Source organism: Frigidibacter oleivorans (assembly GCF_003993775.1).
Lineage (GTDB): Bacteria > Pseudomonadota > Alphaproteobacteria > Rhodobacterales > Rhodobacteraceae > Frigidibacter > Frigidibacter oleivorans.
Genome location: NZ_RJRZ01000003.1, coordinates 165561 through 191867, shown reverse-complemented (window position 1 = coordinate 191867; position 26307 = coordinate 165561). Strand labels below are relative to the sequence as shown.

23 protein-coding genes and 1 tRNA gene are annotated in these 26307 nt (G+C 71.9%); 16 read left to right on the top strand and 8 right to left on the bottom strand.

All coding sequences use genetic code 11. The features are described 5' to 3' along the window. Positions 1-10 precede the first annotated feature (10 nt). Genes EEY80_RS06170 through EEY80_RS06150 form a run of 5 tightly spaced genes read left to right on the top strand, consistent with a single transcriptional unit; the run spans position 11 to position 4117 of the window. Positions 11-970 carry a hypothetical protein gene (locus EEY80_RS06170; protein ID WP_126975705.1) on the top strand — a complete coding sequence of 320 codons (960 nt, stop codon included), beginning with the start codon at positions 11-13 and terminating at the stop codon, positions 968-970. A 10-nt stretch (positions 971-980) separates the two neighbouring features. Next, positions 981-1865 (top strand): GSCFA domain-containing protein, encoded by an 885-nt coding sequence (locus tag EEY80_RS06165; protein WP_126975704.1) that lies wholly within the window; start codon positions 981-983, stop codon positions 1863-1865. A 53-nt stretch (positions 1866-1918) separates the two neighbouring features. Next, positions 1919-2731 carry a glycosyltransferase family 32 protein gene (locus EEY80_RS06160; RefSeq protein ID WP_126975703.1) on the top strand — a complete coding sequence of 271 codons (813 nt, stop codon included), beginning with the start codon at positions 1919-1921 and terminating at the stop codon, positions 2729-2731. Beyond that, a complete protein-coding gene (locus EEY80_RS06155) occupies positions 2731-3414 on the top strand; it encodes an FkbM family methyltransferase (RefSeq protein WP_126975702.1) in 684 nt (227 codons plus the stop codon). Before EEY80_RS06160 ends, EEY80_RS06155 begins: the two co-directional genes overlap by 1 nt. Before the next feature lie 4 nt (positions 3415-3418). Next, positions 3419-4117, top strand: coding sequence for a class I SAM-dependent methyltransferase (locus EEY80_RS06150; RefSeq protein ID WP_126975701.1), 699 nt, complete (start codon positions 3419-3421; stop codon positions 4115-4117). Positions 4118-4121: 4 nt separating this feature from the next. Here the strand turns inward: EEY80_RS06150 and EEY80_RS06145 are convergent, their stop codons facing one another. Continuing rightward, positions 4122-5348, bottom strand: coding sequence for an acyl-CoA dehydrogenase (locus EEY80_RS06145; RefSeq protein WP_205749047.1), 1227 nt, complete (start codon positions 5346-5348; stop codon positions 4122-4124). Positions 5349-5463: 115 nt separating this feature from the next. Between EEY80_RS06145 and EEY80_RS06140 the strand changes: the two genes are divergently transcribed. The 7 genes from EEY80_RS06140 (at position 5464) to EEY80_RS06110 (ending at position 13964) form a co-directional block, all read left to right on the top strand. Continuing rightward, positions 5464-6411: a LysR substrate-binding domain-containing protein gene (locus EEY80_RS06140; protein WP_126975699.1), complete on the top strand. Its 948-nt coding sequence runs from the start codon at positions 5464-5466 to the stop codon at positions 6409-6411. Positions 6412-6463: 52 nt separating this feature from the next. Continuing rightward, the gene (locus EEY80_RS06135) at positions 6464-7375 is read left to right on the top strand and encodes an AAA family ATPase (RefSeq protein WP_126975698.1); all 912 of its coding nucleotides are present in this window, start codon (positions 6464-6466) and stop codon (positions 7373-7375) included. Between the two features lie 117 nt (positions 7376-7492). Continuing rightward, positions 7493-8791 carry a vWA domain-containing protein gene (locus EEY80_RS06130; RefSeq protein ID WP_126975697.1) on the top strand — a complete coding sequence of 433 codons (1299 nt, stop codon included), beginning with the start codon at positions 7493-7495 and terminating at the stop codon, positions 8789-8791. A gap of 109 nt (positions 8792-8900) precedes the next feature. Continuing rightward, positions 8901-11132: an OmpA family protein gene (locus EEY80_RS06125; protein WP_126975696.1), complete on the top strand. Its 2232-nt coding sequence runs from the start codon at positions 8901-8903 to the stop codon at positions 11130-11132. 90 nt (positions 11133-11222) lie between these two features. After that, positions 11223-11744: a DUF1203 domain-containing protein gene (locus tag EEY80_RS06120; protein ID WP_126975695.1), complete on the top strand. Its 522-nt coding sequence runs from the start codon at positions 11223-11225 to the stop codon at positions 11742-11744. Between the two features lie 169 nt (positions 11745-11913). Further along, positions 11914-12936: an XdhC family protein gene (locus EEY80_RS06115; protein ID WP_126975694.1), complete on the top strand. Its 1023-nt coding sequence runs from the start codon at positions 11914-11916 to the stop codon at positions 12934-12936. Further along, entirely contained in the window at positions 12936-13964 is a 1029-nt protein-coding gene (locus EEY80_RS06110; protein ID WP_126975693.1) for a molybdopterin-binding protein, read from the top strand. The genes EEY80_RS06115 and EEY80_RS06110 overlap by 1 nt, the downstream gene beginning before the upstream one ends. A gap of 90 nt (positions 13965-14054) precedes the next feature. Here the strand turns inward: EEY80_RS06110 and EEY80_RS06105 are convergent, their stop codons facing one another. Continuing rightward, positions 14055-14930, bottom strand: a complete 876-nt coding sequence (locus tag EEY80_RS06105; RefSeq protein ID WP_126975692.1) for a type 1 periplasmic-binding domain-containing protein — start codon at positions 14928-14930, stop codon at positions 14055-14057. Positions 14931-15192: 262 nt separating this feature from the next. Between EEY80_RS06105 and EEY80_RS06100 the strand changes: the two genes are divergently transcribed. The 3 genes from EEY80_RS06100 to EEY80_RS06090 all read left to right on the top strand — a co-directional run bounded on the left by EEY80_RS06100 (position 15193) and on the right by EEY80_RS06090 (position 17510). Next, positions 15193-16872, top strand: coding sequence for an ABC transporter permease (locus EEY80_RS06100; RefSeq protein ID WP_126975691.1), 1680 nt, complete (start codon positions 15193-15195; stop codon positions 16870-16872). After that, a complete protein-coding gene (locus EEY80_RS06095) occupies positions 16869-17375 on the top strand; it encodes a gluconokinase (protein ID WP_126975690.1) in 507 nt (168 codons plus the stop codon). The genes EEY80_RS06100 and EEY80_RS06095 overlap by 4 nt, the downstream gene beginning before the upstream one ends. A gap of 59 nt (positions 17376-17434) precedes the next feature. Next, positions 17435-17510 (top strand) — tRNA-Thr (locus EEY80_RS06090). Between the two features lie 57 nt (positions 17511-17567). Here EEY80_RS06090 and EEY80_RS06085 read toward each other — a convergent pair. Genes EEY80_RS06085 through cyoA form a run of 5 tightly spaced genes read right to left on the bottom strand, consistent with a single transcriptional unit; the run spans position 17568 to position 22659 of the window. After that, positions 17568-18338 (bottom strand): SURF1 family protein, encoded by a 771-nt coding sequence (locus EEY80_RS06085; protein WP_126975689.1) that lies wholly within the window; start codon positions 18336-18338, stop codon positions 17568-17570. Positions 18339-18349: 11 nt separating this feature from the next. Next, entirely contained in the window at positions 18350-18775 is a 426-nt protein-coding gene (gene cyoD / locus EEY80_RS06080; RefSeq protein ID WP_126975688.1) for a cytochrome o ubiquinol oxidase subunit IV, read from the bottom strand. Beyond that, entirely contained in the window at positions 18775-19392 is a 618-nt protein-coding gene (gene cyoC, locus EEY80_RS06075; RefSeq protein WP_126975687.1) for a cytochrome o ubiquinol oxidase subunit III, read from the bottom strand. The genes cyoD and cyoC overlap by 1 nt, the downstream gene beginning before the upstream one ends. 1 nt (position 19393) lies before the next feature. Beyond that, a complete protein-coding gene (gene cyoB, locus EEY80_RS06070) occupies positions 19394-21397 on the bottom strand; it encodes a cytochrome o ubiquinol oxidase subunit I (RefSeq protein WP_126975686.1) in 2004 nt (667 codons plus the stop codon). An 11-nt stretch (positions 21398-21408) separates the two neighbouring features. Then, positions 21409-22659: a ubiquinol oxidase subunit II gene (cyoA, locus tag EEY80_RS06065; protein ID WP_205749039.1), complete on the bottom strand. Its 1251-nt coding sequence runs from the start codon at positions 22657-22659 to the stop codon at positions 21409-21411. A gap of 246 nt (positions 22660-22905) precedes the next feature. On the opposite strand from cyoA, the gene EEY80_RS06060 reads away from it, so the two are divergent. Continuing rightward, entirely contained in the window at positions 22906-24243 is a 1338-nt protein-coding gene (locus EEY80_RS06060) for an MFS transporter (RefSeq protein WP_235829728.1), read from the top strand. A 33-nt stretch (positions 24244-24276) separates the two neighbouring features. Here the strand turns inward: EEY80_RS06060 and EEY80_RS06055 are convergent, their stop codons facing one another. After that, entirely contained in the window at positions 24277-26274 is a 1998-nt protein-coding gene (locus EEY80_RS06055) for a polysaccharide biosynthesis tyrosine autokinase (protein WP_164738163.1), read from the bottom strand. Positions 26275-26307: the final 33 nt, after the last annotated feature.

The following is a 26307-nucleotide window of genomic DNA, read 5'->3' as shown; positions in this document are numbered from 1 at the left end:
TAGGGGCCTGATGGCAACGGGCGTGAACGAGGGCTTGGCCGGAACCGGTCGCTTCCCGGCGCGGGAAGGGCAGGGCGCGGCGGTGGGACGGGCGCTGATGCTGCCCGCCACGCCCGCGCGCGCCCCGGCCCCGGTCGCCGCGCGGGGCATGCCCGACCTGCCGCCGGTGCTGCCGCTGACCCGCGCGCTGACGGCCGACCGGTTCCTGATGTCAGGGGCGCAGGGGGCGCTGTGGTTCGAACGCCGCGCACCCACGCTGTTCGTCACCTTCGACAATCTCTCGTCGCTCGACCAGCCCTGGCCGCGCGCGCCCTGGCTGCAGCGGCCGCTGGCCGCGCTCGGCTATTCGATGCTGGGGGCGCAAAGTTTCGCGCGCGACTGGTATCGGCAGGACACGGTGCCGGGGCTTCTGTCCGACCTCGCCGCCGCGGGCTTCTTCGCGGGCTTCGACCGGGTGGTGCTGACCGGCGTGTCGATGGGCGGGTTCGCCGCCGTCGCGCTCGCCCCGCTGATCCCGGGGGCGCGGGTGCTGGCCTTCAGCCCGCAAAGCACGATGGACCCGGCGCTGGTGCCCTGGGACGGCCGCTTCGCCGAGGCGCGGGCCGGGCAGGACTGGGGGCGGGGACCGCTGCGCGACGCGGCCGGGGCGCTGCCCCGGATCGCCGGCGGTGCGGTGGTCTACGATCCCTTCGTGCCCGAGGATCGCCGCCATGCCGAACGGCTGGCGGGCGGGCCGCTGGCGCTGGAACGGCTGGGCCATGCCGGGCATCAGTCGGTGCTGCTGATCGCCCGCGCCGGGGCGCTGGAACAGACGCTGGCCACCTTCGCCGAGACCGGGCGGCTCGGCCCCGGCTTCCGTCGGGCGATGCGGCGGCGGCGCGAGGTGCGGGCCTGGCGGCGGGCGCTGACCGAGGCGGCGGCGGCGCGGGGGCACCGCGCCGGGGCGCCGCAGGGTCTGGCCGCCGAATGACCGCCTGACGATGCAGTCCGACTGGCAGCCCCGCTGGCCGATCGGGCCCGAGGATCGCGTGCTGACGGCGGGCTCCTGCTTTGCCCAGCATATCGGCCGGGCCCTGTCCGCGCGGGGCTGGGGCTGGGTGGAGACCGATCCCGCCCCGCCCGGGCTGGACGACGCCGCCCGCGCCGCCGGCCACTACGGCAGCTTCAGCTTCCGCACCGGCAATATCTACACCGCCAACCTGCTGGCGCAGTGGTTGTCCTGGGCCACGGGCGACAGCCGGCCCCCGGATTTCGCCTGGGAGGAGGCGGCGGGCTGGGTCGATCCGTTCCGCCCCGCCGTGGGCGCCTTTCCGGACTGCGCCTCGATGCTGGCCGCCCGGGCCGGGCTGCTGGCGCGGATGCGCGACGGGCTGGCATCGGCGGATGTGCTGGTCTTCACCCTGGGCCTGACCGAAAGCTGGCAGTTCCGCGACAGCGGCATCGAATATGCCGTCTGCCCCGGTACGCTCGCCGGCCGTTTCCGCCCGCGCCGGCATCGCTTCGTCAACCAAGACGCGGCGCAGGTGGCGGCGGCTCTGCGCCGGGCGATCGCCCTGTCGCGGCAGGTCAACCCCGGGCTGCGCTGGCTGCTGACCGTCAGCCCGGTGCCGCTGACCGCGACGGCCAGCGGCGACCATGTCCTCGTCGCCACCGGCCGGTCGAAGGCGATCCTGCGCGCCGCCGCGGCCGAGATCGTCGCGGCCGATCCCGCCACCGACTATTTCCCGGCATGGGAGATCGTGACAGATCCCGCCGCCGCCGGACGCTTCTACGCGCCGAATGCCCGTTCCGTCCGGCCCGAAGGCGTGGCAGAGGTGATGGGCCGGTTCTTCGCCGCCGAGGAGGCCGCGCGCCCCGCCGCCTGAGACGCCCGCCCGACATCCTGCCCGAGACCTTGACCGAGACCCCGGAGACCCCGATGACCCTGACCCGACGCCCCGTCGCCTCGCTCTGGATCGGCGAGAGGCTGCATTACCTCAACCAGCTCTGCCTGAAATCGCATCTGGATCAGGGGCACCCCACGACGCTCTATGTCACGGATCAGGTGAAGAACGCCCCGGAAGGCGTTGAAATACGGCCTGCATCGGAGATCATGGATATCGACATGGCCGTGGTGAAGACCACCTCGGCCTCGTTCCTGTCCAACGTCTTCCGCTACAGGATGATCCGCAAGACCGGCGCGATCTGGATCGATTGCGACGCCTTCTGCCACCGGCCCTTCCCCGAGGAGATGGACTATGTCTTCGGCGAACACGGGATGGCGGGCGCGCTGAATTGCGGCGTCGTCGGCATGCCGCAGGACTGCGCGCTGATGGAGGCGCTGCTCGACTATTACGACAACCTGCCGGATTATCCCGAATGGTGGCCCAAGCGGTTCCGCAAGAAGATGGACGCGCTGGACCCCGCCATCCCCCGCGCCGTCCGCATCTACGAGGTCGAGCGCACGGCCTTCGGCCCGCAGGCCTTCACCCATTTCGCCAAGAAGGTGGGCGTCTTCGATCAGGCGAGCCCGCGCGAGGTGCTGTATCCGGTGCCCTTCCAGCTGAACGACGTGTTCTACGACCCGCATGGCCGGGTCGAGGGGCATTTCACCGACCGCACCCTGTCGGTCCACCTCTATACTAACGGGACCAAGCCCTACTGGCGCAAGAACCCGCCGCTGCCCGGCAGCTATGCGGCGCGGATGTGCGAACAGGTGGGGATCGACCCGGCGGCGGCGCTGGAGGAGTGATGGACGCCGCCGCCGCGGACAGCCCGGACGAGCGGCGCGCGGCCAAGATCCTGCGCCGCCATGCCCGCAACCTGCGCAAGGCGCGGGCCGAGGGCTTTCTGGCCGGGGTGGCGGCGATGCTGCGGCCGGGCGATCTGGCGGTCGATTGCGGCGCCAATGTAGGCGAGGTGACGGCGGTGCTGGCCGCGACCGGCGCCGATGTGGTGGCCTTCGAACCCGACCCGCAGACCTTCGTCCGGCTGGCCGCGCGCTTTGCCGGCCGGCCCAACGTGACGCTGGTCGAGGCGGCGGTGGGAACCGGTGCCGGGACCGCGCGGCTGATGCGGGCGGACGGGTTCGACGCCCGGCCCGGCGGCGCCTCGGTCAAGAGCACGATCCTCGAGGGCGGGCGGCAGATCGACGTCGCGAACGCGGTCGAGGTGCGGGTGGTGGACTTCCCCGACTGGCTGGCCCGGCAGGTGGCGGCGCGCGGCGAGGTGGCCTTCGTCAAGATGGATATCGAGGGCGCGGAACTGGACCTGCTGGAGGCGCTGGAGGCGCAGGGCGGCCTCGCGCGGGTCCGCTGCCTGGTGGCTGAGACGCATGAGCGCAAGTTCCGCCACCTGCGCCCGCGCTATGCGGCGCTGAAGGCGCGTTTCGCCGCGGGGCCCGATGCGGCCCGGCACCGGCTGGACTGGATCTGAGCCGATGCCCGACCGGCCCACCAGGGGGCAGGGGCTGACCTCGCCCTATCTCGCCCCCGGCTTCTATGACAGCGCCATTGCCGGCGGCCGCCACCGCGCCATCGTCGGCGGCCGGTGGGACGAGACGGGGCGCGCGCAGATGGACCTGCTGGTTGAGGCGGGACTGCGGCCGCATCACCACCTGCTCGATATCGGGGCGGGGGCGCTCAGGCTCGGCTGCAAGGCGGTGCCCTATCTCGACCCCGGGCATTACTGGGCGACCGATGCCGACCGGGGCCTGATGCTGGCGGGCCATGCGGCGGAACTGGCCGATCCGGCGCGGCTGAACCCCGCGCAACTGGTCGAGGATGCCGACTTCGCCTTTCCCGGCATCCCGGACCGGATCACCCATGCCATCGCCTTCGCCGTCTTCCCGCATCTGCCGGCGGCGCATCTGGCCCGCGCGCTGACCGGACTGACCCGCTTTCCGGCGCTGGAAAGCCTGCTCTTCACCGTCTTCCTCGCGCCCGAGGCGGCGGCGGCCGGCCCGGTCCGGCAGCCGGACGGGGTGGTGACGCATCCCGCGCGCCCGCCCTATCACCTGACGGCGGCGCAGGTGCACGACCTCGCCGCCGCGACCGGCTGGGGCCTGACCCGGCTCGACCGGATGCTGCCGCGGGGGCAGGTGGCGTTCGCGGCACGCCCGCTGCGGGGCGCGGGCTAGGGCCTCAGAAAAACGCCTGCAGCCCCGTCACCGCCCGGCCGAGGATCAGCGCATGGACGTCATGCGTGCCCTCGTAGGTGTTCACCGTTTCCAGATTGGCGGCGTGGCGCATCACCTGGAATTCCTCGGAAATGCCGTTGCCGCCATGCATGTCCCGCGCCATCCGGGCGATGTCCAGTGCCTTGCCGCAGTTGTTGCGCTTCACCAGGCTGATCATCTCGGGCGCGGCCTCGGCCGCATCCATCAGCCGGCCCACCTGCAGGCTGGCCTGCAGGCCGAGCGCGATCTCAGTGGTCATGTCGGCCAGCTTCTTCTGGTAGAGCTGCGTCTGCGCCAAGGGCCGGCCGAACTGCCGCCGGTCCAGCCCGTATTGCCGCGCGGCGTGCAGGCAGAACTCGGCGGCCCCCAGCACGCCCCAGGAAATGCCATAGCGCGCCCGGTTGAGGCAGCCGAACGGGCCCTTCAGCCCCTCGACATGCGGCAACAGCGCCTCTTCGCCCAGCTCGACCGAATCCATCACGACCTCGCCGGTGATCGAGGCGCGCAGGGACAGCTTGCCGCCGATCTTCGGCGCGCTGAGGCCCTTCATGCCCTTTTCCAGCACGAAGCCGCGGATCTTGCCGCCATGCGCCTCGGACTTCGCCCAGACCACGAAGACATCGGCGATGGGCGCGTTCGAGATCCACATCTTCGACCCGGACAGCACATAGCCGCCCTCGGTCTTCCTCGCGACGGTCTTCATCCCGCCGGGGTCCGACCCGGCATCGGGCTCGGTCAGGCCGAAACAGCCGATCCATTCGCCCGAGGCCAGTTTCGGCAGGTATTTCCGCCGCTGCGCCTCGGAACCGTAGGCATAGATCGGATACATGACGAGGCTCGACTGCACCGACATCATGCTGCGATAGCCGGAATCGACCCGCTCCACCTCGCGCGCGACCAGACCGTAGGAGACATAGCCCGCGCCGAGCCCGCCATATTCCTCGGGGATCGTCACCCCCAGCAGGCCCGCCTCGCCCATCTCGGCGAAGATCGCGGGATCGGTGATCTCGTCGCGATAGGCGGCGATGACGCGGGGGGCGAGGCTCGCCTGCGCAAAGGCCCGGGCGCCGTCGCGCAGCATCCGCTCTTCCTCGGTCAGCTGGCCCTCCAGCCGCAGCGGATCGGCCCAGTCGAACCGGCCGAGGTCGGGCGCGTCCTTGGGTTTGAGTACCGGGCGCGCGGCTGTCTGCATCTGGGTCATCTGGGGTCTCCGCTTGCGGTTCCGGTCCGTTCTACGGCCTGGCGCCCCGTCGTTCAAATGATTAGCCTTCCCCAGTTGATGACTTCCGCGCATAGTCTTGGCCGAAATGCGCCGCTCCTGGACCCCGACCCTGCCCGAATTGCAGGCCTTCGCCGCCTGCGCCGAAACCGGATCGGCCACCCGCGCCGCGACCCGGCTGGGCCTGACCCAAAGTGCGGTCAGCCGGGCGCTGGCGGGGCTCGAGGCACGCCTTGGCGCGCGGCTGTTCCTGCGGGTGCGCCAGCGGCTCCTGCTGTCGGATGCGGGCCGCGCGCTGCTGCCCGAGGCGCAGCGCATTCTGGCGGGGCTCGACGCCGCCGCGATGACGGTGATGGCCTTCGGCGGGCGGCCCGAAGTGCTGCGCATCGCGGCGCTGCCCACCTTTGCCACCGAATGGCTGGTGCCGCGCCTGCCGCGCTTTGCCGCTGCCGCCCCGGATGTGGCGGTGGACCTGTCCGCGACGCTCGACGCGGTCGATTTTGGCGCGCTGCCGCTCGATCTTGCGATCCTGCGGGCGGACGTGCCCGCGGGTGCGGCGGGCGATGGCGGCAGCCTGCGGCTTTGCGAGGAACGGCTGGTCGCGGTCGCGGCGCCGGCGCTGCTGCCGGGGGGCAGGCCGCTGGCGGATGCGGCGCTGGTGGCGCTGCCGCTGCTGCAGCAGGCGACCCGCCCGGACCTGTGGCTGCACTGGTTCCGGGATGCGGGAATCGACCCGATCGCCACGCTGCGCGGCCCGCGGTTCGAGCAGTTCGGGATGGTGCTGGCGGCGGCGCGCGCAGGTCTGGGGGTGGCGCTGGTGCCCGACATCCTCGCCGCCGGCGACCTGCGCCGCGGGGCGCTGCGGCGCGCCTCGGACCGCACGATGGCCGGGCCCCTGCCTTACGCCCTGGTCTGGCCGGCGCGCAGCGCCGCGCGCGACAGCGTCCGCCGCTTTCGCGACTGGCTGATGGTCGAGGTCGCGGCACCGGGATCCGCCGCCGCAGAGGTCGATGGCAAGGCCGCCGACGCCTCTTGACCGCGGCGCTGCAAGACGCGCAGCATCGCCGGACGGACAGGAGGGGGCTGCCATGACCGGGATGCCGGCATCCATCGGCGCGGTGCAGGAGATGCTGGCGGCGCAGGACTATGTCTGCGGCCGGTCACTGGCGACGGTGGCCTTCCTCGGCCTGCGTCTCGGCCGGCCGCTGTTTCTGGAGGGCGAGGCCGGCACCGGCAAGACCGAGATCGCCAAGGCGCTGGCCGCCGGGCTGGGCCGCCGGCTGATCCGGCTGCAATGCTACGAGGGGCTGGATGCCGCGCAGGCGGTGGCGGAATGGAACTTCGCCGCGCAGATGATCGCGATCCGCACCGCGGAGGCGGCGGGCGACACCTCGCGCGAGGCGCTGCGGTCGGAGCTGTTTTCCGAAGCCTATCTGATCGAACGGCCGCTCCTGCAGGCGATGCGGCCGCAGCCGGGCGGCGCGCCGGTGCTGCTGATCGACGAGATCGACCGCACCGACGAACCCTTCGAGGCCTTCCTGCTGGAGGCGCTGTCGGATTTTCAGGTGACGATCCCGGAACTGGGCACGATCCGCGCGCCGGAACCGCCGGTGGTGGTGCTGACCTCGAACCGCACGCGCGAGGTGCATGACGCGCTGAAGCGGCGCTGCCTGTATCACTGGGTGGACTATCCCGACGCGGCGCGCGAGATGGCGATCCTGCGCGCCCGCGTCCCCGAGGCGGCCGAGGCGCTGAGCCGCGAGGTGGTGGCCTTCGTGCAGCGGCTGCGCGGCGAGGATCTGTTCAAGAAGCCGGGCGTGGCCGAGACCATCGACTGGGCGAAATGCCTGCTGGCGCTGGATGTGGTGGCGCTGAGCCCCGAGGTGATCGCCGACACGCTGGGGGCGATCCTGAAATATCAGGACGACATCGCCCGGATCGAGGGCGCGCCGGCCAAGAAGCTGCTGGACGAGGTCCGCGCGGGCCTCGCCCCCGCCTGATGCGGGGTGCGGGCGGCCGGCCGGGGACGGGGGGCCGGACGGGGGGCCGTCTGCCCCCCGCGGCGCGTGCCGCGCCTCCCCCCGAGGATATTTGTCCCGACAAGAAGGGGCAGCGGCATGGCTGACCTCGCCGCGCTCTCGATCCCCGAACAGGGCCGGCTGGCCGAGAACATCGCCCATTTCGGCCGGGCGCTGCGCAAGGCCGGGCTGCCCGTCGGCCCCGGCCGGGTGATCGAGGCGGTGCGGGCGGTGGCGGCGGCGGGCTTTGGCGAACGCGAGGATTTCTACTGGACGCTGCAGGCGGTCTTCGTCTCGCGCCCCGAGGAACGTGCGGTCTTCGATCAGGTGTTCCGGCTGTTCTGGCGCGATCCGCGCTATCTGGAACGGATGATGGCGCTGATGCTGCCGCAGATCCGCGGCACACAGGAGGAGCGCGCGGCCGAGGCCGCCGCCCGCCGCGCCGCCGAGGCGCTGGTGGACGGCGCCGCGCGGGACGCGCCAGACCTGCCCGAGACGGACGAGGGCCAGCGGATCGAGATCGAGGCCGAGGCGAGCTTTTCCGCCGAGGAACGGCTGCGGCACCTGGATTTCGAACAGATGTCCGCCGCCGAGGCCGAGATCGCCCGCCGTGCCATTGCCCGGATGGCGATGCCGGTGCGGCCGCTGCCGGCGCGGCGGCTGGTGGCGGGGCCGGGCCGGGTGCCGGACTGGCGCGGCACGCTGCGGGCCGGGCTGCGCAGCGGCGGCGACCCGGTGGTGCTGAAGATGCGGTCGCGGACGCGGCGGCGGCCGGATCTGGTGGCGCTCTGCGACATCTCGGGGTCGATGGCGGGCTACAGCCGGATGGTGCTGCATTTCCTGCATGCCGCCGCCAATGCCCGCCATCGCGGCGGGTCGGGGGGCACCGGCTGGGGCCGGGTCCATGCCTTCACCTTCGGCACGCGGCTGACCAGCATCGGCCGGCATCTGGCCGCGCGCGATGTCGACCGGGCGCTGGCCGCCGCCGGGGCCGAGGCGCAGGACTGGCAGGGCGGCACCCGGATCGGCGACTGCCTGGCCGCCTTCAACCGCGACTGGTCGCGGCGGGTGCTGTCGCGGGGCGCCGTGGTGCTGATCGTCACCGACGGGCTGGACCGGGGCGACCCGGCGCGGCTGGCGGCGGCGATGACGCGGCTGCACCTGTCGGCGCGGCGGGTGGTCTGGGTGAACCCGCTGTTGCGATGGGATGGCTTCGCGCCCCGCGCGGCGGGGATCGCGGCGATGCTGCCGCATGTCGACAGCTTCCGCGCCGGGCACAGCGTCGCCTCGCTGCAGGCTCTGGCGCAGGCGCTGACCGAGGCGGGCGATGCGGGGGAAAAGCCGCGGATGGCCGCGCTGCTGGCGGCGGGGCGGGCAGGGGGGCGGCCAGGGGGCTGACGGCCTGCCCGCCTGACCTGCATGTTACGGAATGTTTCAGGCCGGTGACGGAACAGCCGGGGCGGCGGGCCGGTTCTTTCCGCATGGATGATGCTGGAGGAGAGGCCACATGAGCCGCCGCAAACTGACCACCACCACCTCGGCCCGCGGGCTCGCACTCGTCGCCAGCCTGACGCTGGCGGCGCCGCTGCCCGCCTTGGCGCAGGAACAGGACGGGGAAAACCGCGAAACCTGCGCCGACGGGTCGAGCCCGCCCTGCGGCAATGGCGGGCCGGCCGCCGAAGAGCAGGGCGAGGGCCAGACCCGGCAGGAACGCCGGCAGCAGCGCCGCGAGAACCGTGCGCAGGAGGAGGCCCAGCAGGAGCAGGCTGAGGAGGAGCAGGCCGAGCAGCCGCAGGAGCGGCAGCAGGAGGCCGAGCCCGAGATCCCGCCGCAGCCCGCCCCCGAGGAGGCGCCTCCCGCGCCCGAGCCCGAGATCCGTCCCGATCCGGTGCCCGAGAACCAGCCCGCCCCGGACGAGACGCCGCCCCCGGCGCCCGAGGAACTGCCGCAGCAGGACCAGCCGGCCCAGGACGACCAGCCCCGCGCCGAAGGGCGCGGGGACGATGGCGGGTCGGCAGAGACCAGCCCCGACGCCTCGGCGCTGGAAGAGGCGCTGCGCGAGCGTCAGGAGGGCGGCGACGACAGCGGCGAGGCGCCGGCGGACGAGGCCGAACGCCAGGACCCCCAGCCCGAACAGCAGGGCGGGACCGATGAACAGGATGACAACCGGGATGACGCGCAGCGCCGCGCCGCGCCCGGTGCCGCACAGGACGATGCGGCGCCAGAGCAGTCGCAGGACGCCGAAGCGCGGGATGCCGAGGACCGCGAGCGCCCCGACGCCGCCACGCTGGAAGAGCGGCTGCGCCAGCGCCAGGACGGCGACCAACAGGACGGCGACCAGCAGGACGGCGACCGCAACCGCCAGGGCGATGCGCAGGAGGACAATGCCGGCGACGGCGAGGGTCAGGCCCGCGACCGGCTGCGGGATGCCCTGCAGGACCGCCAGGACGATCAGGCCGCCGATGGCGACGGCACGCTGCGCGAGCGGGCGCAGGACCTCGCGCAGGATGAGGATGCCCGGGAACGGCTGCGCGAGGCGGCCGAGAACCTGCCCGACCAGCCCGACGCGCAAAGCGGCGAACCGCCGGTGGCCGAGGCGCTGAACGCCCTTGCCGCGGGCGACGGCGACGCGCCGGATGGCGTGCGCGTCTTCGAGGAGGAGGTGACCGAGCGTCAGGCCCGCTCCTCGTCCGAGGAATTCCGCAACTCGGTGAACGAGCGCGGGCGCGGCGACCGCGATCGTGACCGCGACAGGGATCGGGACCGCGACCGGGATCGCAACGACAACCGCGACCGCAACAACCGCGCCAGCAACGACGACGATGACGACGACGATGATGACGGCTTCTTCGAGGAAGAGCTGTCGGATCGCGAGAAGGTGCTGCTGTTCGGTCTGGGCGCGCTCGCCGTCGGCTCGATGCTGTCGAACGACCGTCAGGTCGAGCTGAACTCCGGCGACCGCGTCGTGGTGCAGCGCCCGGATGGCAGCTATCAGCTGATCAAGGATGACGACGTGCTGCTGCGCCAGCCCGGCTCGGACGTGCGGACGGAAACCTTCCGCGACGGCTCGACCCGGACCATCGTCACCCGCGAGGACGGGGCGCGCATCGTCACCGTCTACGACCCGGAACAGCGGGTGGTGCGCCGCAGCGTGATCCGGCCGGACGGCACGGAATACCTGCTGATCGACGATACCCGTCGCTACGAGCCGGTGGACGTGTCGCAGCTGCCGCGGCCGCGCTATGACCGGCTGTCCCTGACCGAGGACGAGCAGGCGCTGCGCGATGCCCTGTCGCGGTCGGCCGATATCAACCGGACCTTCAGCCTCGCCCAGGTCCGCAACATCGCCGAGGTGCGCTCGCTGGTGCCGGTGATCGACGTGAACGCGATCACCTTCCAGACCGGATCGGCCGCGATCCGGCCCGAACAGGCCGAGTCGCTGGCCTCGCTGGGCCAGCTGATCCAGGACTATGTGGACGAGAATCCCAGCGAGATCTTCCTGATCGAGGGGCACACCGATGCCGTGGGCTCGGCCGCGTCGAACCTCGCCCTGTCGGACCGGCGGGCGGAATCGGTGGCGCTGGCGCTGACGGAGTATTTCGACGTGCCGCCGGAAAACATGATCGTGCAGGGCTATGGCGAGTCCTATCTGGCCGTCGACACCTCGGGGGCCGAGGAACGCAACCGCCGCGTCAGCGTGCGGCGGGTGACCGACCTGCTGGAAACCGCCTCGAACTGAACCGGACCGATGGCTGCCGCTTGCGCAGCTTCCGGGTCGCCCGCCACGCGCGGGCGGCCCATCGTCAGGGCGACAGCCGGAAGGACCGCCATGACCGAAACCCTTACCATCCTGCCCCTGCCCACCGGCCTCGTCCGCGCCCTGCGCGCGGGCGGGCCCGATGCCCACGGCCAGCCCGCCGAACGCCATGTCTCGGACGGGCCGGGCAATCCCTGCCGCCACTGCCTCGGCTTCGTGCCCGAGGGGGCGCCGATGCTGGTCTGCGCGCTGCGGCCCTTTCCCGCGCCGCAACCCTATGCCGAGACCGGGCCGATCTTTCTTTGTGCCGATGACTGCGCGCCATGGTCGGGCAGGGGCCTGCCGCCGATCCTGACCGCCAGCCCCGACTACCTGCTGAAGGGCTATCGCGCCGACTGGCGCATCGCCTATGGCACGGGCGGGGTGGTGCCGGCGGCAGAGGTCCGGGCGCGGGCCGCCACGCTGTTGTCAGATCCCGCCATCGCCTTCGTCGATGTGCGCTCTGCCCGGAACAATTGCTATCAGCTGCGCCTCTGCCGCCCGGGCGAGGCGGCGGCGCTTGATCTGGGTCAAGGCCCGCGCCACCCTGTCTGATAGAGCGGGGACATCCGGGCGCTTCCTCCCGTTTCGCCCGGGCAAGGCCACGTCTCCCCGTGGCACAGACCGCGCCGCGGGCGCATCCGCGGCGCGGTCCTGACGGCCGCCCGATCCCCCCGTTGTGCCCGCGCGGCATGCACCCCATATTGCGGCGGAGGAGTCCGCCATGACCGATCTTTCCCCCGATACCATCCCCGCAGATGCCGACCTTCCCGACCTCGCGCTCGACTGGCACCGTGCCGGGCGCGGCGCGGCGCTCGCCACCGTGGTCGAGACCTGGGGTTCCGCCCCGCGGCAGGCGGGCAGCCGGCTGGTGGTGGCGGGCGACGGCGCGATGATGGGCTCCGTCTCGGGCGGCTGCGTCGAGGGCGCGGTGATCGAAGAGGCGATGGCCGCGCTGCAGGACGGCGCGGCGCGGCTTCTGACCTATGGCGTTTCGGATGACGATGCCTTCGCGGTGGGGCTGGCCTGCGGCGGCACGATCCGGGTGCTGGTGCAGCCGGTGGGCGGCATGGGCCGCGGCGGCCTGCCCGTCGACCTGCTGGCGCAGCTGTCCGAGGCGCGCGCCGCCCGGCGGGCGGTGGCGATGCAGGTGCCCTTCGACACGCTGACCCCCCGGCTGGTCACGGCCGAGGGCGCGACCGGCCCGCTCGCCGACCGCTTTCGCGCCGACCGTTCGGGCACCGATGGCGAACCGGGGGCAGAGGTCTTCACCGCGCTGCAGAACCCGCCCTTGCGGATGATGGTGGTGGGGGCGGTGCATATCGCGCAGGCGCTGTTGCCGATGGCGCGGCTGGCGGGCTGGGACCCGGTGCTGATCGACCCGCGCGGCGCCTTCGCCTCGGCCGAGCGATTCCCGGGCGAGACCGTGCTCGAGGACTGGCCCGACGAGGCGCTGACAGCGCTGCGCCCCGATGCGCGCTCCGCCGTGGTGACGCTGACCCATGACCCGAAGCTCGACGATCCGGCGATCCGGGCCGCGCTCGACACCGCCGCCTTCTATATCGGCTGCCTCGGCTCCAGCCGCACCCATGCGAAACGCGTGGAACGGCTCGCGCTCGCCGGCGTGACCGAGGCGCAGATCGCCCGCATCCATGGGCCGGTGGGGCTCGACATCGGCGCCAAGACCCCGGCCGAAATCGCGCTGTCGATCCTCGCGCAGGTGACGCAGCGGCTGAGGCAGGGCTGATGCGCTTCGGTCCGGTGCCGCTCGACCGGGCACAGGGCGCGGTGCTGGCGCATTCGGTGGCGCTGCCCGGGCTGCGGCTGGACAAGGGTCATGTGCTGACCGAGGCCGATCTGGCGGCGCTGGCCCGGGCGGGCGAAACCGCGGTGACGGTGGCGCGGCTCGATCCCGGCGATGTGGCAGAGGATGCGGCGGCGGCCCGGCTGGCGGCGGCGCTGCTGCCCGATGCCGCCGCGGCGGGGCTGACCGCCACCCCGGCCCATACCGGGCGGGTGAACCTGAAGGCCGCGGGGCCGGGTCTGTTTACCCTCGACGCAGAGGCCGTCCATGCGCTGAACGCGGTCGATCCCGGCATCGGGCTCGCGACGCTGGCGCCCTTCGCCCGGGTGGCGGCGGGCGGGCTGGTCGCGACGATGAAGATCATGCCCTATGCCGTGCCCGAAACCGCCGTCGCCGCGGCCGAGGCGCTGGCGCGGCGGGCCCGGCCGCGGCTGGTGCCGGTGCGGCGCGGCTCGGCCGGGCTGCTGCTGACCGAGGTGCCGGGCCAGAACCCGAAGCTCAATGCCAAGGGCCGCCGCACGGTCGAGGCGCGGCTGGCCGCGCTCGGCATGGGGCTGGCGGGCTGCGAGACCGTCGCGCATGACGCCCCGGCCATCGCCGCCGCGCTGGCGCGCCTGCCGGGCGAGATGCTGTTGATCCTCACCGGCTCGGCGACTTCGGATATCGAGGATGACGCGCCCCGCGCGGTGCGTCAGGCAGGGGGCCGCGTCACCCGCTTCGGCATGCCGGTCGATCCGGGGAACCTGCTGTTTCTCGGCGATCTCGGCGGGCGCCCGGTGCTGGGCCTGCCCGGCTGCGCCCGCAGCCCGGCGCTGAACGGCGCCGACTGGGTGCTGGAACGGCTGGCCTGCGGGCTGGAGGTGACGGGGGCCGACATCGCCGCCATGGGCGTGGGCGGGCTGCTGAAGGAAAGCCCCGCCCGCCCGCAGCCGCGCGAGGGCCGGCGCGCGCCGCGACCTCCGGCACCCTGACCCCCGGCACCCTGACGCCGCCCCCTGCAGCTGACCCAAATATCCCGGGGTCCGGGGCAGCGCCCCGGGGCTCGCCATCCCGCGCCGGGATCAGGGCGACAGGAACCGCACCCCCGGCATCGCCGCGATCTCGGCCACGTCGGCATCGTAACCGGCCGAGATCTCCGCCACCAGCTCGGCGGTCCAGCCGGGCAGAGCCACCTCCATCTCCAGCTCTTCGGGCCTCGCGAACTTGTCGAGGAAGGCCGAGACGATCTTGCGCCGCAGCGCCACGGTCGCGGGGGGATGGCTTGCCAGATAGGCGGCCAGCCGGTTCATCCCGTCCTCGGTCATGATCGTCGCCAGCACGTCGGTATCGGCGTCGAGGGCCACCTCCGGCCCGACGCCCGCGACCGCGCGCAGCACCTCGGGCCAGATCAGCGGCGTGTCCTCGTTGCACCAGACGGTCAGCGGGCAGTCCGGCGCCGCCTCGCGGATCTGGCGCACGACCGGCGCCCATCGCAGCGCGCGCGGATCGACCCCGCCCATGAAGCCGTCATAGCCCAGCCCGTCGACCCGCGACAGCAGCGCGGGGACCAGCGTCGCCGGATCGCGCAGCGCCAGAAAGAACTCGGTCCCCGCCTCGGGGAAGATGCCGGCCAGCGCCGCGGCCTTGCGCCCGGCCATCGGGTAGAAGCCGCCGTCGCTGACCACCTTGTGCGGGATGCAGAGGAAGAATTCATGGCCGAAGATCAGCCGCTCGGCCCGGTCCTCGTCCATCACCGCGTCGAGGATCACCTCCTGCACCTCGCGGCTGGCGGGCTGGCCGCGCAGCTTGACCAGCGTCTCGCGCAGGACGGGGCGATAGCGGCCGGGGCCGGGGACGATGATGCCGCGCGGCGTCAGGTCGTCGCGCGCGCGCAAGAGGCCGCGGATCAGCCTTTCCTCGTCGGTGGAATGCGCCCCCAGATGGAACACGACCTGCATCGCAGTCTCCGGTCCTCGTTATCCTGTCCTGCCCGCGGGGAAGGCCATGCCGCCCGCTTTGGCCGCCCGCGTCCCCGGGCAGTGACGGCTATATACGGCGATTTATGGACAGCGAAACGGCAATCCTGTATCGCGGCGCCCAGACCGGGTCCCAGACCGGGTCCCGGACCGGGCCCCAAAACGGGCCCGGAACGGGTCGGGGCGCGGGGACGCGACCGGAGGCGGAAGCCGGCGCGGAGCGGTCGCGAACGCGGGGGGGCGCATGCGGGCAGGGGCTGGGGCGGCACCGCTCAGGCGGCAGGAGGCGCGGGTGCCGGGCGGGGCGCTCTGGTCCGCGGCGGCGCTGGCCGTCGCCGCGCTGGTGGCGCTGCCGGTGCTGTCGGTGGTCTGGCTGGCGCTGAACCCGACCGAGAACATCTGGCCGCATCTGCTGGCCACCACGCTGCCCCGCTATCTGGCCAATACCGCGATCCTCGCGCTCGGCACCGGGGCGCTGGCCGCGGCGGCAGGGACGGGCGCGGCCTGGCTGGTGGCGATGTACCGCTTTCCGGGCGCTGCCGTCATCGAATGGCTGCTGCTGCTGCCGCTGGCGGTGCCGGCCTATGTCGGGGCCTATGCGCTGGTCGATTTCCTCGAATACTCGGGGCCGGTGCAGGGCGCGCTGCGCGAGGCCTTCGGCTGGACCGGCGCCCGCGACTACTGGTTCCCGGCGATCAAGACCCGGGGCGGGGCGGCGGTGGTGCTGGCGGCGGCGCTGTACCCCTATGTCTACCTGCTGGCGCGGGCGGCGTTTCGCGAACAGCCGGGCGGCGCCTATGAGGTGGCGCGCGCGCTCGGCACCGGTCCCGTCGCGCTGTTCCTGCGCGTGGGCCTGCCCCTGGCCCGGCCCGCCATCGCGGTCGGCACCGCCATCGTGATGATGGAGACGGTCGCCGACTACGGCGTCGTCAGCTTCTTCGCGGTGCAGACGCTGACCACCGGCATCTTCACCACCTGGCTGGAGATGGGCAATGCCGGCGGCGCGGCGCAGATCGCCTGCCTGATCCTCGGCATGGTGCTGGCGCTGCTGGCGCTGGAACGCCATGCCCGGCGGCGGCTGCGCTTTCACCAGTCGGCCCGGCAGTCGCGGCCCTGGCGGCGGGCGCGGCTGACCGGGGCGCGGGGCTGGGCCGCGACGGCGCTGTGCCTGATCCCCTTCCTCGCCGGTTTCGCGCTGCCGGTGGGGGTGATGGCGGCGCAGGCGCTGGCCAATCCCGAGGCCTGGCTGTCGCCCGGTCTGGCCCGGGCGCTGGCGCATACGCTGACCACGGGCGGGCTCGCGGCGCTGGCCACGGTCGGCGCCGCGCTGATGCTGGTCTACGGGCTGCGGATCGGCGGCCATGCCGGGCTGCGCCGGCTGCTGCCGCTGACCGGGATCGGCTATGCCGCGCCGGGGGCGGTGCTGGCGGTGGGGCTGCTGATCCCGCTCGCCGCGCTGGACCACCGGCTGGCCGACCTGTGGCTGGCGGTGACGGGCGACGACCCGGGGCTGATGCTGACCGGCACCGCCTTCGCGGTGATCCTCGCCTATGTGGTGCGCTTCTTCGCCATCGGCCAGGGGGCGGCGGATGCGGGCTTCGACCGGGTGCCGCCCTCGCTGCCGATGGCCGCCCGGTCGCTGGGCCGGACCGCGGCGGGTGCCCTGCGCGCGGTGCATCTGCCGCTGATGCGGGGGACGGTCGGGTCCGCGCTGCTGCTGGTCTTCGTCGATTGCGTCAAGGAACTGCCGGCGACGATGCTGCTGCGCCCCTTCAACTACGAAACGCTCGCCACCCGCGCGCATGAGAAGGCGAGCCTCGAGAATCTCGGCGACGCCTCGCCCGCGGCGCTGCTGGTGATCGCGGTGGGGCTGGCGGCGGTGGCGCTGCTCGCCCGGACCAACCTGCGCGAGACGCGGGCATGAGCGGGCGGCGGATCGTGGTCGCCGGGGTCTCGGCCAGCGGCAAGACCCTGCTGGGCCGGGCGCTGGCCGACAGGCTGGGCGCCCGCTTCGTCGAGGGCGACGATTTCCACCCGCCGGAGAACCGCGCGGCGATGGCGGCGGGCCGGCCGCTCGACGATGCGATGCGGGCGGGGTGGCTCGCGGCGCTCGGGGCGGAACTGGCGCGGGACCGGCAGGCGGGGGCAGATGCGGTGCTGGCCTGTTCGGCGCTGAAGCGCGGCTATCGCGACCGGCTGCGGCTGGCGGCGGGGCCGCTGGCCTTCCTCTGCCTCGCGGTGCCCGAGGCCGAACTGCGCCGCCGCATCGCTGCCCGCCGCGGCCATTTCATGCCGCCCGCGCTGCTGGCGAGCCAACTGGCGACCTGGGAACCCCCGGCGCCGGACGAGGCGGATTGCCATCTTCTCGACGGCAGCCCCGGCCCGGCGCAGGTTCTGGCCCGGGCGCTGGACCTGCTGGCGGGGTAGGGCGCCGCGGGCCGCGGGGGCTTGCATGGCCGCCGCCCGAAAGCTATGCCCGGACCCATGCCTCCATAGCTCAGCTGGTAGAGCGTCTGATTTGTAATCAGGGGGTCGGCGGTTCGAGTCCGTCTGGGGGCACCACAGGCCAGACACCACAGGCCAAACACCACAGACCAGACACCACAGGTCAGGCCGGCGTCAGCGCGGATCGGCCCCCTGCGGCCGGCGCAGGCGCAGCCAGACCAGCATCCCTGCCAGGCCCGCCGCCAGCGTGAACCAGGTCAGCGCATAGGACAGGTGGCTGTTGGCGAAGCGCACCACCGTCAGCCCGGGCACGGGGTCGCCCGCACGGACCTCGCCCGCCGGGACCTCGGCCCCCGGACCCTGTGTCGCAGCCCCCGGCGTCCCGGCGTCGAGGAACCACGGTGCGACCGGCGGGGGCAGGTCCAGCGCCGCCGCCAGCGCCGCCGCGTCGCGCGAAAACCAGCGGTCCGCCGCGGGGTCGTTGGCGCGCAGGAAGCCGCCGCCCGGCTGGCTGTGGCGCAGCAGCCCCTCCACCGTCACCGGCCCCTCGGGCGGGGCGGGGACGGCATCGCGCATCGCCTCGGGCACGAAGCCGCGATTGACCAGCACCGTCCAGCCGCCGGCCTCGCGCAGGGGGGTCATCACCCAATAGCCCGACCCGAGGCGGGTGACCGCCCGGACCAGAGGCTGCGGTCCGGGCAGATAGCGGCCGGTGACGCTCAGCCGCCGGTACTCGTCGGCGGCGGTCAGCGCGGCCCAGTCCTGCGGTCCCGGCGCGGCGGCGGGGGGCGCGACCAGCCCCGCCTCCCCCCGCGCGATCAGCGCGGTCTTCCAGGCCAGCCGCTGCACCTGCCAGATGCCGAGCGCGACCAGCGCCAGCACCGCCAGCGCCCCCGCGGCCATGAACACCGGTCCTGGCCGGCGCGGACCTTCCGCTGCGGTCATCCGCCTGCCTTTCAGGATCCGAAGCCGGTGACGGCCTCGTGATCCATCTGTGGCATCATGTTGGCGTTCATGTTGTGCATGACCCACAGCGAGCCCGCCATCATGATCACCACCACGATGATGGTGAAGATCGTGGCGACGAAGTTCCAGCCCTCGTCCGACCGGGTGTTGAGATGCAGGAAATAGACCATGTGCACCAGAACCTGCGCCAGCGCGCAGGCCAGCACGAGGGCGATGGTCAGGCCGCGGCCCTCCAGCACCTCGCCCATCACCAGCCAGAAGGGGATGGCGGTCAGGATCACCGACAGGCCGAAGCCCGTGGCATAGCTGCGATAGCTGCCATGGTCATGGCCGCCGGCATGGGCGCCGGCCGGGCCGGGCTCGCGGTCGAGATCGCCGGGGCGGGGGTGAGGGTGGGGGTGGTGCGAGGCGCTCATCAGACGGTCCCCAGCAGATAGACGAGGGTGAAGACGCCGATCCAGATGACGTCGAGGAAGTGCCAGAACATGCTGAGGCAGGTCATCCGGCGCAGGTTGGCGGGGCCGAGCCCGTGCTGGCGGATCTGCACCATCAGCGTCACCAGCCAGATCGAGCCGAAGGCGACATGCAGCCCGTGCGTGCCCACCAGCGCGAAGAACGACGACAGGAAGGCCGACCGCTGCGGCCCCGCGCCCAGATGGATCAGGTGGTGGAACTCGTAGAGCTCGACCGCGAGGAAGGCGAGCCCGAAGGCCAGCGTCACCGCCAGCCAGCCAAGCGCCGGCCCCTTGCGGCCCGCCTGCGCCGACAGCATGGCGAAGCCGAAGGTGATCGAGGACAGCAGCAGGAAGCCCGTGTTCAGCGCCACCAGTTCCAGATCGAACAGATCCTGCGGCCCCGGCCCCGCGGCATAGCTGCCGCCGAGCACGCCGAAGCAGGCGAAGAGCACCGCGAACATCAGGCAGTCGCTCATCAGGTAGATCCAGAAGCCGAGCGTCGTCGAGGCGCCCTCTTCGTGGTGATGCGGCTCGGTCTGCCAGTGGGGCAGGTCGGCGGTTTCGGTTGCCGTGGTCATCTCAGGCCTCCGCCAGTGCCAGTTGCCGGTCGCGCGCGGCCTCGCAGCGGGCGACCTCCTCGACCGGGATGTGATGGTCGCGGTCATAGTCGAAGGTGTGCCGGATCGCGTAGCCCACCAGCGCCGCGAAGGACAGCGCCGCCAGCCACCAGATCCACCAGACCATCGCAAAGCCGCAGAGGGTGGCGAGGGCCGAGAGGATCACGCCCGATCCGGTCGGCCGCGGCATGTGGATCGGCAGGAAGGGCGCGTCCGGTCGCTGCTGGTCGGCCAGCTTCATGCTGGACCAGGCGTCGAGCCCGTGCACCAGCGGCGTGAAGGCGAAGTTGTAGGGCGCGGGGGGCGAGGAGGTCGCCCATTCCAGCGTCCGCCCGTCCCAGGGGTCGCCGGTCAGGTCGCGGTTGCGATGCCGGTTGCGGATCGACACGGCGAACTGGACGATCATCGCGGCGATGCCGAGGGCGACCAGCACCGCGCCGAGCGCCGCCAGCACGAACCAGATCCGCAGGTCGGGGTCGTCGAAGACCCGCGTGCGCCGCGTCACCCCCATCAGCCCCAGCACGTAGAGCGGCGTGAAGGCCAGCCAGTAGCCGGCGAGCCAGCACCAGAAGCTGACCTTGCCCCAGAACACGTCCAGCGTGAAGCCGAAGGCCTTGGGCCACCAGTAGGCGATGCCCGCGAAGGTGCCGAAGACCACGCCGCCGATGATGACGTTGTGGAAATGCGCGACCAGGAACAGCGAGTTGTGCAGCACGAAATCCGCCGGCGGCACCGCCAGCAGCACGCCGGTCATGCCCCCGACCGTGAAGGTGATCATGAAGGCCACCGTCCACATCATCGGCAGTTCATAGCGCACCCGGCCCTGATAGATGGTGAAGAGCCAGTTGAAGATCTTCGCCCCGGTCGGGACCGAGATGATCATCGTGGTGATGCCGAAGAAGGCGTTGACCGAGGCGCCCGAGCCCATCGTGAAGAAGTGGTGCAGCCAGACGATATAGCTGAGGATGGTGATGCAGACGGTCGCATAGACCATCGAGGAATAGCCGAACAGCCGCTTGCCCGAGAAGGTGGCGGTGACCTCGGAGAACACTCCGAACAGCGGCAGGATCAGGATATAGACCTCGGGATGGCCCCAGATCCAGATCAGGTTGACATAGAGCATGGCATTGCCGCCGAGCTCGCTGGTGAAGAAGTTGGTGCCGACATAGCGGTCCAGCGTCAGCAGGATCAGCGTCATCGTCAGGATCGGGAAGGAGGCCACGATCAGGATGTTGGCGCAGAGCGAGGTCCAGGTGAAGATCGGCATCCGCATCAGCGTCATGCCCGGGGCGCGCATCTTGACGATGGTCACCAGCAGGTTGATCCCCGACAGCGTGGTGCCGACGCCGGCGATCTGCAGGCCCCAGATGTAATAGTCGACGCCGACCCAGGGGCTGAACCCCGCGCCCGACAGCGGCGGGAAGGCCAGCCATCCCGTCTGCGCGAATTCCCCCACGAACAGCGAGGCCATGATCAGCACCGCACCGCCCGTCGTCATCCAGAACGAGAAGTTGTTCAGGAAGGGGAAGGACACGTCCCGCGCCCCGATCTGCAGCGGCACCACGTAGTTCATCAGCCCGGTGATGAAGGGCATCGCCACGAAGAAGATCATGATCACGCCATGGGCGGTGAAGATCTGGTCATAGTGGTGGGCATTCAGATAGCCCTCGCTGCCGCCGAAGGCCCAGACCTGCTGCAGCCGCATCATCAGCGCATCGGCAAAGCCGCGCAGCAGCATGACGAAGCCGAGGATCATGTACATGATCCCGATCTTCTTGTGATCGACGCTGGTGAACCACTCGGACCAGAGATAGCCCCACAGCCGGCGGCGGGTCAGCAGCGCCAGCAGGCCGAGGCCGCCGATGGCCACCACCACCGCGGTGACGAGGACGATCGGTTCCTTCGGAACGGCGCTGAGGTTGAGACGCCCCAGAAGCAGCGTCGTGCTGTTGTCGAATTCGGCCATGTCCGGTTCCGTCAGAGGTTGGGGGCAGCGGCGGCGGCGTCGCCCGCGGGGGGCAGCAGCGCGGCAAGATCGAGGCCGGGGCGCGACCAGAAGCCGGGCGATGTCAGACCGGGGGCCGTCCCGGGCCGGGGCAGGCCCGCGCCGCGCAGCGGAGAGGCGTCACGGGGGGGCGCCGCGGCCCAGGCCGGGCGCTGGCCGAACATGCGGCTTTCCTCTTCGGGCGTGCAGTAGCCCGCGACCTGGAACGGTTCCCATCCCAGCACCGGTGCGCGGGCCCCGCGTTTCGCGGCCTCGTCCCGGGTCAGCGCCGCCATGTTGATCGTGCCGTTGAGCCCGGTGCCGCCCCCTGCGTCGAGCGCCATCATCTCGGCCATGCACATCTTGCCCTCTTCGACGCACATGTTCACCGCGCGGTCGAACAGTTCCGGTTCCACCGCGGCATAGGTCATCGGCGGCACGTTCTCGGTCGGCTCCTCGAGGTCCAGGTAGGCCGCGCGGTCCAGCCGGCCCTCGCCCTCGCGCGCCGCCGCCACCCAGTCGTCGAAGGCATCGGGGGCCAGCGCGTGGGCGGTGAACTTCATCCCCGAAAAACCCCAGCCGGAATAGTGCGAGGCAAGGCCCCGGAACTCGCCCTCCTCGTTGAAGACGCCGTTCAGCGTCGTCTCCATCCCCGGCATGGCATAGATCATCCCGGCCATCGAGGGGATGTAGAAGGCGTTCATCACCGACGAGGCGGTCAGGCGGAACCGGATCGGCCGGTCCACCGGCACCGCCAGCTCGTTGACCGAGGCGACGCCCTGTTCGGGATAGATGAACAGCCATTTCCAGTCGAGCGCCACCACCTGCACCTCGAAGGGCGTATGGTCGGCCTCCAGCGGCGTATCCTTCGCGATGCGGTCCAGCGGGCGGTAGGGATCGGTCAGGTGGGTGCCCACCCAGGTCAGCGTGCCGAGCGCCACGACGATCAGCACCGGGAAGGCCCAGATCGCCAGCTCCAGCTTGGTGGAATGTGCCCATTCCGGGCTGTAGGTCGCCCTGGTGTTCGACGCCCGGTAGCGCCAGGCGAAGAACCCCGTCAGCAGCAGCACCGGCACGATGATCAGCGACATCAGCACCGTCGCCTGCACCAGCAGGTCGCGCTGCTGCGCCGCCACGTCGCCGGTGGGGGCCAGCACTTCGAACTTGCAGCCGGCCAGCGCCATCGCCGGCAGCAGCCAGAGGATGCGGCGCAGCGGGCCGGAACCGGGGGTCTTGTCTTGCATCGTGACCAACCTGTCTTGAACACCGAGCTGTCGTGAACGCGGCGGGTCGGCCAGGGCAGCCAGGGGGGCCAGGGCGCGATTCCACCGCGATAATCCGAGTCTGGAACTCCGGTTAAGGCCGCCGCGCCGCGACAAACATGCGGCAACTTGTCTTCTGTCCGCTGCGCCGCCCGCCATGCGAGGCGGGAGTTGATGCATCTGTCGCGTCACTAAAGCATCATTCCCACAACAGCCGGACCCGCCCAGATGGAACGCAGCCTTGACGAGAAAAGCCCGGAAGCGACCGCCAGCCGCGATGCGCTGGAGGCGCCGGGCCACGAGGTATCGCCCTCCGACATCGCCGTCGGTGTGATCATCGGTCGCACGTCGGAGTTCTTCGATTTCTTCGTCTTCGCCATCGCGGCGGTGATCGTGTTCCCGGCGCGGCTGTTTCCCTTCCTCTCGCCGCTGGAAGGGGTGCTGGCCTCGTTCGGGCTGCTGGCGCTGGCCTTCGTCGTGCGCCCGCTCGGCACCGTCGCCTTCACCCTGCTGGACCGCCGCCTCGGCCGGCTGCCGAAGCTGACGCTGGCGCTGTTCCTGCTGGGGGTCAGCACCGTCGGCATGGGTCTGGTGCCCGGATTCGACAGCGCGGGCTGGTGGGCGGTGGCGGCGATCGCCGTCCTGCGCATCGGTCAGGGCCTCGCGGTCGGCGGGGCCTGGGACGGGCTGGCGCCGCTCCTGTCGGTCAGCGCCGGCCGGCGTCGCCGCGGCTTCTACGCGATGGTGCCGCAGCTTGGCGCGCCCATCGGCCTTGCCATCGCCACGCTGGTCTTCGCCTATCTGCTCGCCCATGTCTCGGAGGCGGATTTCCTCGACTGGGGCTGGCGGTATCCGTTCTTCGTCGCCTTCTCGCTGAACGTGGTGGCGCTGTTCGCGCGGCTGCGCATCGTCGCCGCGCCCGAGATCGCCGAACTGCTCGACCGCAACGAACTCGCGCCCTCGGGCCTGCGGCAGACGCTGGCCGAGGACGGGCGCAAGATCGTGCTGGCGGTTTTCGTGCCGCTCGGAACCTTCGCGATGTTCCACATGGTGACGATCTTCCCGCTGTCCTGGGTCTTCCTCTATACCGACCGGACGCTGGAAGACTTCCTGGTCAACGAGGCGGCGGGCTCGGTCCTGCTGCTGGCGACGATGGTGGCGGGGGGGCTGTTGGCGGACCGGATGGGCCGCAAGCGCATCCTCGGCATCAGCGCGGCGGCAATCGCGCTCTTCGCCATCCTCGCGCCGGTGCTGCTGGCGGCGGGGCGCGAGGGCGAGCTGGTCTATATGCTTGTGGGCTTCGCCATCCTCGGCTTCGGGCTGGCCGTGTCCTCGGGGGCGGTGGCCGACATCTTCGCGCAGCGCAACCGCTACACCGCCTCGGCGCTGGTATCGTCCCTGTCCTGGATGTTCGGCGCGGGCTTTGCCCCGGTGACGGCGCTGTTCCTGTCGAACTGGCTGGGCCTGTGGGCGGCGGGCCTGTACCTGCTGTCGGGCGCGGTGGCGACGCTGGTGGCGCTGCTGCTGGTGCGGGGGCAGGGCCAGGGCATGCGCGAGGAAGTCTGAACGAGGTCCGAACGGCCGGGCGGGGGCCGGGCGTCAGGCCCCGCCCGAATAGGCGTAGTAGCCCTGTCCCGCCATCGACCGGTCGCGCGCCGGATCGACCCCGTTCAGCACGCAGCCCGCGACATTCGCCTTGCTGGCCATCAGGATCGTCGCCGCCCCGCGCAGGGCATGGCCGGTGGTCCGCCGCCACCGCGCGACCAGCACTGCCACATCCGCCAGCGCCGCCAGCCGGCTCGCCTCGTCCGCCGCCAGCAGGGGCGGCGTGTCGAGGATCACGAGGTCATAGGCCTGGCGCAGCGTCTGGAAGCTCTCGACATATTGCGGCAGGGTGCGGATGTTGCGCGGCACCAGCGCGCCCCGGCGGAAGGTCAGCAGGTCCACCCCCGGCGCCACGAAGTTCCGCGCCACATGCCGGGTCAGGTCCGCCGGGTTGCGCAGCACGATCTCGGGGATCTGCTCGCTGGGCTTGGCTCCGGCCAGCGCCGCCAGCCCCTGCCGCTGCAGGTCGAAATCGATCAGCAGCACGCGCTGATGTTCCTGCGCGGCGACGATTCCCAGCGACAGCGCCAGCGTCGACTTGCCGTCGCCCGACTGGGCCGAGGTCACGGCGATGATCGGCGCGGGGGCAGAACTGCCCGGCGCGGGCGCGACGCCGTCCACCCGGTTCAGGATGCCGGTCAGCAGCACCCGCAGCGCCTCGTGATAGGGTGTGCGGGAATTGTCCGACAGATGCCGGACCAGCCCGCGCGGCCCGTCCGTCTTGCGCCGCCGCAGCACCGGAATCCCGGCCAGCATCGGCATGCCGGCGGCGATCTCGGCCTCGCCGGGTTCGGTGACGCGGCTGGCGGACATGTCGCGCAGGAAGGCCACGAGCAGCCCCGCCACCAGTCCCAGCACCAGCCCCGCCGCCAGCCCCAGCCGGCGGTCGGGGCGGTAGGGGGCCAGGGGCGGTTCGGCGGTGGTGATCTGCCGCACCCCCGGCGCGATGATGTCCACCTGCGTTTCCAGACTGTTGCGCCGCTCGACGAAGGCCTGATATCGCAGCGTCTCCGCGTCCAGCGCGCGCTGCATGTTGACCAGCGTCAGTTCGTTGCGGGTGCGTTCGCGCAGCTGCGTCTCCAGCGCGGCCGCTTCGGCGGCCAGGTCGGCGGTCTGCGCCTGTGCCTCGGTCTGCGCCTGTGCCTCGGGCGACAGGACGGACCCCGCCTGCCCCTCGGCCGGGGCCGGGGTCGCCGCCGCCGTCCCGGCCCCCGCCAGTGCCAGCAGCGAGCGCGCGCGCTCGATCTCGGTGCGCAGCTGTTCGGAATAGCCGCTGCGGTCCAGCTCGTTGTCGCGGATGAAGGCCGCGACGCTGCTTTCGCTGTCGACCAGCGCGGCGGCCAGTTCCTGCACCCGCTCCTGCAGGTAGACCAGCGAGCGGCTGACATCCTCGCGCCGCTCCTCCAGCTTGCGCTCGATGTAGATGTCGGCGACGGCATTGGCGATGTGCGCCGCCTGGTCGCGGTCGGCATGGGTCGCCACGATGTCGAGCGCGAGGCTCTCGCCCCGGCGGGACATCTGGTAGTTCTGCAGCAGCCGGGTCACCACCGCCTCCAGCTGCTCCTCGGCCGAGGGCGTCGCCGGGTCGTCATCGGCGAGGAAGGGGTTCAGGTAGGCATCCTGCCCGAGGTCCAGCCGGTCCACCACGCTGCGGGCGAAGCCGCGCGAGCGGGCGACGTCCATCTCGGTCTCGACCTGCATCGGCGACAGCGGCGTGGTGACGATGTCGCCGCTGGCCGGGTCGATGCGCGTGTCGACATAGTCGAGCACGATGGTCGCGCGGGCGGCATAGCTCTTGGGCAGCCGACTGACCACGACATGGGCGATGGCGACCGACAGCACGACCATCGCCGCGATCAGCAGCAGGTTGTCGCGCAGGAAGCGCACCAGCCGGGCGAGATCGCCCCGGGGCGGTTCGGCCAGACCGGTCATCGCGTAATCCAGCCCATGGGCCCGCATGTCGCGCCTGCCCGGCTGGACCGCGTCATCCATCGCATTCATCGACAATACCACCCGCAAACAGGG